Below are 11,951 nucleotides of genomic sequence, written 5' to 3'. Positions count from 1 at the left end.
ACTTTTGGCACGCTGTTGAGTTCTCAAGGAACAGACGCTCATCCATCCAGGCCATCACAACCCGTCCGGAGGCAACCGCTCAAACTTAGCGGAACCGCTTCGCGGAGTCAAACTCCGCTTCTGCCGCTCCCCACATCCCGGCGCGACCGTTCCCGACGCCGAAGCGTCGAACCCGTTCAAGTCGGAGTGTTTGGGCCCCGGGGACCGGCCTGCGAGGTGTTCCTCGCTGTCCGTTCCTCCCTTGCGGGCCGAGAGACAACACTACGTGGCGCCGGGCACCGGTGCAAGTCGGGGGCCGTTGGCCCCCGTGCCAGGCTCGTCGCGCGGCGCGCCCACGGGTGCCGGCCGCCTGGGGACTGCGCCGTGTGCCCGCTCTGGCCGGCGCTCTCGCAGCAGCTTCCCCAGCCCGCTGGCCGGCTCAGCGGAGGTCGTCGTCAGGGTCCTGGGCGCGCGGCCGCTCCGGAACGCCCTCGTGATGGCACGCGGGTGCCGCGGCGAGCGCGACCATGTCCCGTCCGGCGGCCTTCGCGTCGTAGAGCGCGGCGTCCGCGTCGTCGAGCAGCTTCCCCACCGAGCCGCGTGCAGCAAGCTGTGCGACCCCGACGCTCACCGTGACGTGGCCGTCGGGCGACCCGCCCGGGAGCGTGACGCCCACGCACCGGGTGCGCAGGTCTTCCGCGCGCTGCGCGGCGTCGGGCCCGGTCACGCCAGGCAGGAGCATCACGAACTCGTCACCGCCCGTCCGGGCGACGACGTCCTGCGGGCGTACCCCCGTCTGGAGGACCCGTGCCACCTCGACGAGCACGCGGTCGCCCGCCGCGTGTCCGCACCGGTCGTTGACCTCCTTGAAGCGGTCGACGTCGACCATGAGGACCGACAGGGGGCGGTCGTCAGCAAGCGCCGCCTGCACGGCCTCGGGGAGCACCCGCTCGAGGTGGCGCCGGTTGAACAGGCCCGTCAGCACGTCGCGCAACGCCTGCTCCGACAGCTCTGCGCGCATCCGCTCGACTTCGGTCACGTCGCGGATGACGACGACCTCGCCCTGGAGCCGGCCGGCAGCGGTCACCACCCTGCTCACCCGCACGTCGAGCGTCTGACCGTCCGAGCCGGTGATGAACCGGTGCTCCGCGCCGGCCAGCGTCTCCACGATGCGCGGCGCCACCAGGTCGGTCCACGGCCGGCCGATGACGTCACCCGCCAGCTCCGGTCGGTAGCGCAGAAGGTGAGCGGTGCCCGCCCGGTTCGCGTCCACCACCCGGCCGGCGGCATCGAGCACCACCACCGCGTCCGTCAGCGCGAACAGGACGTGCCTGGTCGTGAGCGGGACGGCCCGCAGGTCGCCGGAGAACCGCTCGACCCAGAGCCAGACGCCTGCGGTGACGAGGAAGCCCGCCGGCGCCAGGTCGAGCGCTCCCTGGCTCGGCGGACGCACCACGGACTCGACGCTCGCGACGAGCGGCACGAGCACGCCCCCGAGGGCGAGGGCGAGGAGCCGTCGCTGGCCACGCACCGTCCGCGCGACGCCACCCGCCAGGAGCCACACGACGACGGCCAGCGCGCCGTAGCTGTAGGCCGCGTGGACCCAGAACAGCGGGCCGAAGGTGATCCGGAACGTCCCGTCCGGGGTGTAGCCGATCGCCGCGAAGAGGAGCCGGTGCCACGGGTCCGTGACGACCACGAGCACGAGCAGCGTCGGTTCGACCGCGAGCCAGCGGAGGGTCGCGCGGCTCGGACGTTCCCCTCGGCCCGAGAGCACTGTCGCGTGCCACACCGCACCGGCGACGACCGCCGCGACGCCCGGCATCGACGCGTACTCGAAGGCGATCTTGACCTGCTCGTCCGCGGCGAGCGAGGCGACGGACTCCGCGAAGCCCCACTCCGCGACGCCGAACATCACGAGGGTCAGGGGCGCGGACAAGGGTGACGTCCCGTGCCGGCGCAGCACGAGCACGCCGGTCACCGCGGCGACGGCCGCGCTCACCACGCTGACGAGCTCGAGGATGGACGGCATCCCGACCTCCGGACCTAGGTCACCAGGCATACCGGGCCCGGTACCGAGCCGCGAGGCCGAAGGTCCTTGATGCCCCGTTTTCACCCGGTACCTCACCCGCACGCGCGCCGGCAGGTCAGCGCCGCGTCACGGACGGCTGTCGGCGGCGCCCTCCGGGTTGAGGAGGCTCGCGAAGTCGGCGGTCAGTGCGAAGGGGTCGACCGGGCCCGCGGCAGAGCGCCGGCCACGGCTCGCCATCATCTCCGCGAGCTCGTACGCACCCCGCTCGACACGGTCCGCGAGGGACGTGGCGTCGTCGTCCGCCGTGCCTGCCGAACGGCCGAAGTCCTCCGTCGCCGCGAAGACGCCCGTCGGGACGACGGCCGCGCGTAGGTAGCTCAGCAGCGGGCGCACCGCGTGCTCGAGGGCGAGCGAGTGGCGGGCCGTGCCGGCCGTCGCCCCCATGAGCACCGGCGTCCCGGCGAGCGAACCGTGCTCGAGGACGTCGAAGAAGGTCTTGAACAGGCCCGTGTACGACCCCGAGAAGATCGGCGTGACGGCGATGACGCCGTCCGCCGTCGTCACGGTGTCGATCGCGTGCCTGAGCGCCGCCGAGCCGAAGCCGCTGAGCAGCATCCCGGTGAGATCGGTCGCCACCTCACGGAGCTCGACGACGTCGACGGTCACGTCGATCCCGCGCCGGCGGAGCTCGCGCGCAGTCGCGTCGGCGAGGCGGTCGGCGAGCAGGCGCGTCGACGAGGGCTCACGCAGGCCCGAGGACACGACCGCGAGGCGTCGCGGCCCCGAGCGGTCCGGCGTCCCGCCGTCGGCGGTCATCGCTCCCGCCCCGTGGTGGCCGCGGCGGCGGGCTCGGGCGAGGCGCCCGTGACGTCGTCGGCCGCGGCGTAGACCGTCGCATCCTTGGACCCGCCGGCTGCGGCCACCAGCCCGGCGTGCGTCGGGGCGTCCGGGACGTGGGCGGGCCGGTTCACGGCCAGCTCCTTGCGCAGCACGGGCACGACCTCACCACCGAGCAGCTCGAGCTGCTCGAGGACGGTCGCGAGCGGGAGGCCCGCGTGGTCGATGAGGAACAGCTGACGCTGGTAGTCGCCCACGTGGTCGCGCATCGCCGCGTAGCGGTCGATCACCTGCTGGGGGCTGCCCACCGTCAGTGGCGTCTGCGCCGAGAACTCCTCCAGCGACGGGCCGTGCCCGTAGACCGGCGCGTTGTCGAAGTACGGCCGGAACTCCCGGACGGCCGCCTGCGAGTCCTTGCGCATGAAGACCTGCCCACCGAGCCCGACGATGGCCTGGTCGGCGCGACCGTGCCCGTAGTGCTCGAAGCGCTGGCGGTACAGCTCGACCATCCGGACCGTGTGCTCCATGGGCCAGAAGATGTTGTTGTGGAAGAACCCGTCGCCGTAGTACGCGGCCTGCTCGGCGATCTCCGGGCTGCGGATCGACCCGTGCCACACGAAGGGCGGGATTCCGTCGAGCGGCCGAGGCGTCGACGTGAAGGACTGGAGGGGCGTGCGGAACCGGCCCTGCCAGTCGACGACGTCCTCGCGCCACAGGCGGTGCAGGAGCGCGTAGCTCTCGACAGCCAGCGGGATGCCCTGACGGATGTCCTTGCCGAACCACGGGTACACCGGGCCGGTGTTGCCGCGACCCATCATGAGGTCGACGCGGCCGTCGGCCAGGTGCTGGAGCATCGCGTAGTCCTCCGCGATCTTCACCGGGTCGTTGGTGGTGATGAGCGTCGTCGCGGTCGAGAGCAGGATGCGCTCCGTCTGCGCCGCCACGTACGCGAGCGTCGTGGTCGGCGACGAGGAGAAGAACGGTGGGTTGTGGTGCTCGCCGAGCGCGACGACGTCGAGGCCGACCTCCTCGGCCTTCTTGGCGATCGCGACGACCGCCTTGATGCGCTCCGCCTCCGACGGCGTGCGGCCCGTCGTCGGGTCCGTGGTGATGTCGCTGACCGTGAAGATCCCGAACTGCATCATCTGAGGCTCCCGCCTATCTAGTGCAACATTCAATCAACCTGACGGCAGAACACCTCGTCGTGGCCAGCTATTCCGTCCTCCCCGCTCCCCCATGGTCGCCCGCCCAGGCCCGGCGCGCACCTACGGCCCTCGGGACCCGAGCGGGTGAAGTGCCCGCACGCGCGCCTGTGGACGGCCCCGTCAGGGCGCACCCGTACGCCATGATGAGCCCGGCGATGCGGGGGGCGCACCGCCGGCAGGGGGGCAGTGCGATGACGTCCGAGGCAACGGAGCCGGCCGGTCCCGGTGCGTGGCGACCCGATGCCGAACCACCCCTGGCGCCCTGGTCCCGACGGCTCGTCGCAGCCCTCCTCGACAACGCGCTCCTCGCCGCACTCGCCTACCTGGTGCTGCCCGTGCAGCCCGCGGGAGCACCGAGCCTCACACCCTTCCTGGACGTCGGCGCCGTCACCGGGCCCGGCCAGCCGTGGACCGAGAACGGCGTGCTCGTCGCGAGCCTGCTCGCCGTGCTCGCCATGCAGGCGTACCTCGGGTCGACGCCCGGAAAGCTCGCCGTGGGCATCGTCGTCGTCGGCGACGTCGACGCCCGGCCCGTCGGCCTGCTCCGCACACTCGTCCGAGGCGCCGCGCACCTGCTGGACGCGCTCTTCCTCGTGGGCTACCTGCGCCCGCTGTGGAACCCGGCGCGCAAGACCTACGCGGACAGCCTCATGCGGACGACCGTCGTGCACACCGACAGGCCGCGACCGCACCGCCGGTGGGCCATGTCGGACCCCGACCACGGCGCCGCGCGGCCGCTGACGTGGGAGGTCGACGCCGAACCCGTGTGGAGGCGCAGGCTCACGCACGTGATGACGCCGGTGTGCGTCGCCAGCGCGGCACTCATGCTCGTCCAGTCGTACCAGTCGGGCCCGGCACCCGCGTCGCGGTGCGTGGTCGGCGCCGCGACCGAGCGGCAGAGCCTGTCCCCGCGGCTCACGGAGGGCACCCTCACGTACGTGGACGGCACCGCGACCATGAGCCGGCTGGGGATCGAGCGCACGGTCCTGGCGCCCGGCGACGACCCTGGCCTGCGGGCCGTCTGGACGTGGGAGGGCGAGCTGAGCAGCGACGACGACGTCACCCTCCGTCTCATGCTCGGACCGGTCGACGGTCCGGCCCGGCAGATCGACCACCGCGTCGAGGGCGGGGTGGTCCAGCCCGGCGTCGGGACCCCGCTCGCGTCCCTGGAGACCGGCGTCACCCTGCCGCTCAGCGAGGTCGAGCCCCTCGGGCAGCGGTGGACGTGGACGATGACGATGGTGGTCGACGGCGTCGAGTCACCGCCGTGCCGAGCGACCATGGACCTCGACGAGGCCTGACGCCGGACCCGACGACCGACGACCGCCGCGGTCGACACCCAGCCGTGCGCGACCTTGGACCCTCCCGCCCGTCACCCTGCGGGTGGCAGCATCCGAGGTATGGCAGCGTCCGCCGGCTGTGCCGCGCGGGACCGGTCCACCGGCCCTGTCACGAGCGCGCGCCTGGTCGTGGACGGGGTGGTCCAAGGAGTCGGGTTCCGGCCGTTCGTCTGGCGCCTCGCCAACGAGCTCGGGCTCGAGGGGCAGGTGCGCAACGTCGGCGGCCGGGTGGAGATCGAGGCCACCGGGACGCCCGGCGCGCTCGCCGAGCTGACCCGGCGGCTCAGGGCTGAGGCCCCACCGCGAGCGCGTGTCGACGAGATCAGGTCCGGGCCGCTCACGACGCCCCGCTCGCGCCAGGCCCGGGACCTCGGGGCCTTCGTGATCGCCGGGTCCGCCCCGGGTACGCAGGTCGAGCGTCTCTTCCCACCGGACCTCGCCACCTGCCCGGCCTGCCTGGCCGAGCTCCGCGACCCCGGCGACCGTCGCTACCGCTACCCGTTCCTCAACTGCACGGACTGCGGGCCCCGGGCGACGATCATCGACGACCTGCCGTACGACCGGGCTGCGACCAGCATGCGGGACTTCCCGCTGTGCCCGGCCTGCGACCGCGAGTACCACGACCCGGGCGACCGGCGCTTCCATGCCGAGCCCGTGGCCTGCCCGACGTGCGGCCCGCACCTGACGTACCGACGCTCGGGCGACGCCGCACCCGGCGCGCACGGAGACGACGCGCTCGCCGCCGCGGTCACGGCTCTGCGCGCGGGGCAGGTCGTCGCCGTCAGCTGCGGGTCGCAGCGGGTTGCGGCGTCCACCGCAGCGCGGCGGCCTCCGCGGTGATGTCGATCGCGGCCGGGCACCACGTGATGCACCGTCCGCAGCCGACGCAGCCGGACATGCCGAACTGGTCGACCCACGAGGCGAGCTTGTGCGTCATCCACTGCCGGTACCGCGACCGGCTCTCCGGCCGCACGGAACCGCCGTGGATGTAGGAGAAGTCCTCCGAGAAGCACGAGTCCCACACGCGCCGCCGCTCGGCGACGTCCCCCGTGAGGTCCGCGACGTCCTCGACGGACGTGCAGAAGCACGTCGGGCAGACCATGGTGCAGCTCGTGCACGCCAGGCACCGTGAGGCCACGTCGTCCCAGCGCGGGCTCTCCGCGCTCGCGTAGAGGAGCTCCTTGAGGCCGTCCGTGTCAAGCTCACGACCCATGCGGGAGGCCGCCGACCGCGCGATCTCGTCGGCCGCGCGCACGTCGGCCTCGGGAGCGGGGACGCTCACGACGTCCGCGAGGACCTCCGCACCACGCGACGAGCCGACCTCCACCAGGAAGCGGTGCGACGCGCCGTCGAGGAGCTCGGTCAGCGCGAGGTCGTACCCCTGCGTCGGACGTGGGCCCGTGCGCATCGAGGCGCAGAAGCACGTGCCCCCGGGGTCGGAGCACGTGACAGCGACGACGAACGCCCCCTGGCGCCTGACCGCGTACCGGACGTCCGCGTACGTGCGGGACGTGAGCACCGCGTCGTGGATCGCGCTCGCGCTCGTGTCGCAGCCCCGCACCCCGAGGAACGCGTACGGGCCCGCCGGGACGGAGCCGTCGGCAGGGGCCGCGTCGTGGACCGTGAACTCCGTGCCGGTCCTGCGCCCGCGCCAGATGACCTCCTCCGCGGGGAAGAGCACCGGCTTGACGGCCTGCGGCGCTGCGGCGCTGCGGCGAACCCGAACAGCGCGTCGTCGTCCCGGCGGCGGAGCCGGTACGAGCCCGCGTCCTCGACGTCACCCCAGCCGCGCGGCAGGTCGTCGACCCGCGTCACGGCCGACAGGACCACGGCTCCGTCCCGGACGACCGGGCCCACCACGTGGTAGCCGCGCGCCCCCAGGACGTCGATGAGTCCTTGCAGGCCCGCCAGGTCGATGACCCGTGTCTCGTCCGTCATCGGACGCCTCCCCGCTGGGTGACACCTCCACGCTCGTTCGCGGGGGTGCGCGGGGCCAGGGACCTAGGTCGCGGCTCCGGGACCGTCAGACGTAGTCCGCGTACGCCGGCAGGTCCAGGACGCCGTTGCCCGACAGGCCGATGACGAGGACCTCGCCCTCGGCCGCCGTGCGCGCGTGCGCGATCGCCGCGGCCACCGCGTGCGTCGACTCGGGCGCGGGCACGATCCCCTCCGCCCGCGCGAACAGCACGCCCGCGGCGAACGCCGAGTCCTGGTCCACCGCGACGGGGTCGATGAGCCCCAGGTTCACGGCGTGCGACACCATCGGCGACATGCCGTGGTACCGCAGACCGCCCGCGTGGATGGCCGGCGGCACGAAGTCCTTGCCGAGCGTGTGCATCTTCAGCAGCGGCGTCAGCCCGGCCACGTCGCCGTGGTCGTAGCGGTACTCGCCCTGCGTCAGCGACGGGCAGGCGGCGGGCTCGCACGCGACCGCCCGCGTCGTCGTGCCCTCGCGCAGGTTCTGGCCGATGAGCGGGAAGGTGAGGCCTGCGAGGTTCGAGCCGCCGCCCGCGCAGCCGAACACGACGTCCGCCTGCCGCTCGCCCGCCGCCGCGAGCTGGGTCAGCACCTCCTGGCCGATGACCGTCTGGTGGAGCATCACGTGGTTGAGCACGCTGCCCAGCGAGTAGTGCGCGCCCGGGTCCTGCGCGGCGACCTCGACGGCCTCGCTGATCGCCATGCCGAGCGATCCCGTCGTGTCAGGCGTCGCGGCGAGGATCGCCCGGCCCGCCTCCGTGAGCTCGGACGGCGACGAGTGGCAGACGCTGCCGTACGTCTCCATCTGGAAGCGGCGGTACGGCTTCGCGTCGTACGAGGCCCGGACCTGCCACACCTCGCACGTGAGGCCGAGCAGCGAGCAGGCCATGGCGAGCGACGCGCCCCACTGACCGGCGCCCGTCTCGGTCGTCAGGCGTGTGATGCCCTCGACGGCGTTGTAGTAGGCCTGCGCGACCGCGGTGTTGGGCTTGTGGGAGCCGACGGGGCTCACGCCCTCGTACTTGTAGTAGATGCGGGCCTTGGACCCCAGGGCGCGCTCCAGGCGGTGCGCGCGGACGAGCGGTGACGGCCGCCACAGGGCGTAGATCTCCCGGACGGTCGTCGGGATCTCGACGTACCGCTCGGTCGTGACCTCCTGCTCGATGAGCGCCATCGGGAAGAGCGGTGCGAGGTCCGCCGGGACGAGAGGCTCGTGCGTCCCGGGGTGCAGGTGCGGCGGGACCGGCTCGGGGAGGTCGGCCGACAGGTTGTACCAGTGCGTCGGCACCGACGACGGGACGGCGAACCCGAGCGGGTCGGTGAGCGGCGTCGTGGGGGTGGACGTCACGGGCTGGTCGGTGGTGCTCACGGAGCCGTCCTTCGTCGTCGAGGGGAAGTCGTCGCGAGCATATCGACGCGTCCCGGTGCGGCGGACGGGCGACCGCGGACCGGCCGTCCCGTCCGTCGCGGCCGGGTCAGAGAGCGCTGGCCATCGCGAAAGCGGCGTGCACGGCGTCGCCCACCTTGGCGGGCTCGAGGCAGTCGCCGACGACGTGCACGCGCGGGTCCTCGAGGAGGCCGACGCCCGTCAGGGTCGCGTTGGGACGCATCCCCAGGGCGACGACCACCGAGTCGGCCTCGATGCGCCCGACGCCCGCGACGCCCGCCGCCACGACCGCGCCGGGCTCGACCGCGCTCACCGTGTGCCCCGTCAGGACCGTCACGCCGACCTCGTCGAGCTGCCGAAGCAGGGCGCGGCGGTTGAGCGCGAGCATGTCGCGCGCGATCTCGGCCTCCTGCTCGACGACGACGACCTCGTGCCCACCGGCGGCCAGGTCGAGCGCGAGGTCCGCACCCGAGAGGCCACCGCCGACGACGACGACCCGGTGGCCGACAGCCGCGCCGCGGTGCACGGCGAGCACGTCGAGGACCCCCTCGCGCCCGAGACCGGAGATGGTGACCGGGTGCACCGGGAGCGCACCCGTCGCGATGACCAGCTCGTCCGCCCCGGCGAGCGCGGGCGAGCCCGGCGTGATCTCCCAGTTGAGGTGGACGGTGACACCCAGCTCGCTCAGCTGGCCCCGCCACCAGCCGACCATGGAGCGGAGCTCCTGCTTGAAGCGCGGCGTCGCAGCAGGCCAGAGCACGCCGCCGAGGTGCCCGGCGCGCTCGTAGAGGTCCACGGTGTGACCGCGCAGCGCCGCGACCCGGGCAGCCTCGAGGCCTGCGGGCCCGCCGCCCACCACCACGACTCGCTTGCAGCGCGTCGCACGGCCGACCGTCACCGAGCTCTCCCGACCCGCGAGCGGGTTCACGGAGCACGCGAGCGACGCCCCGGCGGCCACGTTCCCGATGCACAGCACGTTGCAGCGCACGCACGGCCGGATCCGGCCCGGGCGTCCGGCGGCGAGCTTGCGCGGCAGGTCCGGGTCCGCGACGAGCGGGCGTCCGAACGCGACGAAGTCGATCTCCCCGTCCGCCATGGCCTTCTCGGCGAGCTCGGGCGTCATGTTCCCGGCGACCGCGACAGGGATGCCCAGGACCTTGCGGACCGCCGCGGCGGTCGCGACGAACGGGGCGTCGCCGAGGTAGTACGGCGGGAACGCGTAGTCCGCCGCGTCCTGCGCACCCTCGTCCACGACCATGAGGTCGACGCCGGCGGCCTGCAGCATGCGCGCGACCTCGAGCGACTCCTCGAGGTCGCGGCCGCCGAGGACGTGGTGGACCGTCGAGAGCCGGAAGGACACCGGGAGGCCCGGCGCCGCGTCGCGGGCGGCCCCGACCAGCTCGGCCGCGAAGCGCACGCGGTTCTCCAGCGACCCGCCGTAGACGTCGGTGCGCCGGTTCCAGAGCTCGGACATGAACTGGTCCACGAGGTGGCCCGTGTGCCCGTGCACGTCGATCATGTCGACGCCGGCCGCAGCCACGCGCGCCGCGGCCTCGCCGAACCGGCGGACGAGGAGGCGGACCTCGTCCGTGCCGAGCTCGCGGCACGTGCGCGCCGGGTCGGCGAGCCACGGCGTCGGCGACGAGGACACGGGGACCCGCCGGCCCGGCTCGGGCGCCCCGACGCGTCCCAGCCCCGGCGAGAGCTGCGCGGCGACCTTGGCCCCGGCCTGGTGGACGGCGTCGACGAGGCGTGCGAGCCCGGGCACGAACCGGTCGTCGTCCACGCGGTTCATGCCCGGCCGGGGCGCTTCGACGTCCGTCCCCGTCAGCATGCCGCCCGTGACCAGGAGCCCGGCCCCGCCGCGCGCCCGCGCCACGAGGTACGCGATCTCCCGTGCGCTCACGGTGCCGTCGGGGTGGGCCATGCGGGTCCCGATCGGGGCGAGCACGATGCGGTTCTCGAGCTCGAGCGAGCCGACGCGGCCCGGAGCAAGGACGTGGGCGAAGGAACTCATGGGGCCGTGCCTCTCGACGTTGAGCAGCAGCGGGGTCGCCCGACCACTGCTGCGGCGCTGCGGCGGTGCGGCCCACGGACGACCCATTGTCTGGACGGCGGGGGGCACGGAGCGGGGCCCATGGTCCCGCCCCGCGGTGCTCAGCCGACCCGGAAGCGCTCCACGAGCCGGTCCATGAGCGCGTCCATCCGGGTGTCGACGACCTTGCGGGCCGGGTCAGCGTCGAACCAGTCGACGATCTCCCGCGCGCCCTGCTCGAACGTGATCGTCGGCCGGAACGACGGCACGACGCGTCGCACCTTGCTGTTGTCGAAGACCATCGAGTGCGCCTTGTCGCCGAGGAGGCCCGCGCCCCAGCCGGGGTCCTCCGCCGCGATCACGTCGGACGGCACGTGCACGATGCGCGCCTCGACGCCCGCCGCCGACGCGAGCGCCCGGGTGATCTGGTCCCATGTGAGGGCGTCGTCCGAGGTGATGTGGAACGCCTCGCCGAGAGTCCGCGGGTGCCCCAGGAGCGGGACGAACCCGGTGGCGAAGTCCGCATGGTGGGTCAGTGTCCACAGCGACGTGCCGTCGCCGTGCACGACCACCTCACGGCCCTGGCGCATGCGCTCCACGGCCGTCCACCCGCCGTCGAGCGGGACGAGCGTGCGGTCGTAGGTGTGCGACGGCCGCACGATCGTCACGGGGAAGCCGTCATGCCGGTACGCCTCGACGAGCAGGTCCTCGCACGCGATCTTGTTCCGTGAGTACGCCCAGTGGGGGTTGCGGAGCGGTGTCGACTCCACCACCGGCACACGGCTCGGTGGGGTCTGGTAGGCGGAGGCGGAGCTGATGAACACGTACTGGCCGACCCGGCCCGTGAACAGCTCGAGATCCGTGCGCACGTGCTCGGGCGTGAAGGCCACCCAGTCGACGACCGAGTCGTACTGCGCGTCGCCGAGCGCCGCACGGACCGATGCGGGGTCCCGCACGTCGCCGCGCAGCACCGTGACCCCCTCGGGGAGCGGACGCGTGGTGCTCTCACCGCGGTTCAGGACGTGCACGTCGAGGCCACGCTCGACCGCCAGGCGGGTCGAGGCGGAGCTGATCACGCCGCTGCCACCGATGAACAGGACCTTGGGTGCGCTCATGGCGCCACGCTAGACCCGGTCGGCGACACGGGCCCGGCCCGGGC

At 73.5% G+C, this 11,951-nt stretch carries 9 protein-coding genes; 2 read left to right on the top strand and 7 right to left on the bottom strand.

What is annotated here, in order from left to right; translation table 11 throughout:
• Positions 1-418 precede the first annotated feature (418 nt).
• The 3 genes from FZ988_RS17175 to FZ988_RS17165 all read right to left on the bottom strand — a co-directional run bounded on the left by FZ988_RS17175 (position 419) and on the right by FZ988_RS17165 (position 3,990).
• Positions 419-2,011 carry a histidine kinase N-terminal 7TM domain-containing diguanylate cyclase gene (locus FZ988_RS17175; RefSeq protein ID WP_188079162.1) on the bottom strand — a complete coding sequence of 531 codons (1,593 nt, stop codon included), beginning with the start codon at positions 2,009-2,011 and terminating at the stop codon, positions 419-421.
• 126 nt (positions 2,012-2,137) lie between these two features.
• The gene (locus FZ988_RS17170; RefSeq protein WP_149205256.1) at positions 2,138-2,827 is read right to left on the bottom strand and encodes a CE1759 family FMN reductase; all 690 of its coding nucleotides are present in this window, start codon (positions 2,825-2,827) and stop codon (positions 2,138-2,140) included.
• Positions 2,824-3,990, bottom strand: coding sequence for an LLM class flavin-dependent oxidoreductase (locus FZ988_RS17165; RefSeq protein ID WP_149205272.1), 1,167 nt, complete (start codon positions 3,988-3,990; stop codon positions 2,824-2,826). Before FZ988_RS17165 ends, FZ988_RS17170 begins: the two co-directional genes overlap by 4 nt.
• 254 nt (positions 3,991-4,244) lie before the next feature.
• On the opposite strand from FZ988_RS17165, the gene FZ988_RS17160 reads away from it, so the two are divergent.
• Both FZ988_RS17160 and FZ988_RS17155 read left to right on the top strand, forming a co-directional pair.
• Complete coding sequence (locus FZ988_RS17160; protein ID WP_188079161.1) at positions 4,245-5,354, top strand: RDD family protein; 1,110 nt, start codon at positions 4,245-4,247, stop codon at positions 5,352-5,354.
• Positions 5,355-5,453: 99 nt separating this feature from the next.
• Positions 5,454-6,233 carry an acylphosphatase gene (locus FZ988_RS17155; protein ID WP_149205254.1) on the top strand — a complete coding sequence of 260 codons (780 nt, stop codon included), beginning with the start codon at positions 5,454-5,456 and terminating at the stop codon, positions 6,231-6,233.
• On the opposite strand, the gene FZ988_RS17150 is transcribed toward FZ988_RS17155, so the two are convergent.
• The 4 genes from FZ988_RS17150 to FZ988_RS17135 all read right to left on the bottom strand — a co-directional run bounded on the left by FZ988_RS17150 (position 6,175) and on the right by FZ988_RS17135 (position 11,907).
• Positions 6,175-7,074, bottom strand: a complete 900-nt coding sequence (locus FZ988_RS17150; protein ID WP_223145176.1) for a 4Fe-4S dicluster domain-containing protein — start codon at positions 7,072-7,074, stop codon at positions 6,175-6,177. The genes FZ988_RS17155 and FZ988_RS17150 overlap by 59 nt on opposite strands.
• A gap of 342 nt (positions 7,075-7,416) precedes the next feature.
• Positions 7,417-8,739, bottom strand: a complete 1,323-nt coding sequence (locus FZ988_RS17145; RefSeq protein ID WP_246169591.1) for a TrpB-like pyridoxal phosphate-dependent enzyme — start codon at positions 8,737-8,739, stop codon at positions 7,417-7,419.
• Positions 8,740-8,845: 106 nt separating this feature from the next.
• A complete protein-coding gene (locus FZ988_RS17140; protein WP_149205253.1) occupies positions 8,846-10,774 on the bottom strand; it encodes an oxidoreductase in 1,929 nt (642 codons plus the stop codon).
• A 140-nt stretch (positions 10,775-10,914) separates the two neighbouring features.
• The gene (locus FZ988_RS17135; RefSeq protein ID WP_149205252.1) at positions 10,915-11,907 is read right to left on the bottom strand and encodes an SDR family oxidoreductase; all 993 of its coding nucleotides are present in this window, start codon (positions 11,905-11,907) and stop codon (positions 10,915-10,917) included.
• Positions 11,908-11,951: the final 44 nt, after the last annotated feature.

This window comes from Actinotalea subterranea, from assembly GCF_008364845.1.
Taxonomy (GTDB): domain Bacteria; phylum Actinomycetota; class Actinomycetes; order Actinomycetales; family Cellulomonadaceae; genus Actinotalea; species Actinotalea subterranea.
The sequence above is the reverse complement of the archived record's forward strand: the minus strand, read 5'-3'. Positions and strand labels throughout refer to the sequence as shown.

Bases quoted from the DNA above. Each gene is read 5' to 3' on its own strand.
- FZ988_RS17175 (WP_188079162.1), bottom strand. From the start codon at position 2,011: ATGCCGTCCATCCTCGAGCTCGTCAGCGTGGTGAGCGCGGCCGTCGCC.
- FZ988_RS17170 (WP_149205256.1), bottom strand. From the start codon at position 2,827: ATGACCGCCGACGGCGGGACGCCGGACCGCTCGGGGCCGCGACGCCTC.
- FZ988_RS17165 (WP_149205272.1), bottom strand. From the start codon at position 3,990: ATGCAGTTCGGGATCTTCACGGTCAGCGACATCACCACGGACCCGACG.
- FZ988_RS17160 (WP_188079161.1), top strand. From the start codon at position 4,245: ATGACGTCCGAGGCAACGGAGCCGGCCGGTCCCGGTGCGTGGCGACCC.
- FZ988_RS17155 (WP_149205254.1), top strand. From the start codon at position 5,454: ATGGCAGCGTCCGCCGGCTGTGCCGCGCGGGACCGGTCCACCGGCCCT.
- FZ988_RS17140 (WP_149205253.1), bottom strand. From the start codon at position 10,774: ATGAGTTCCTTCGCCCACGTCCTTGCTCCGGGCCGCGTCGGCTCGCTC.
- FZ988_RS17135 (WP_149205252.1), bottom strand. From the start codon at position 11,907: ATGAGCGCACCCAAGGTCCTGTTCATCGGTGGCAGCGGCGTGATCAGC.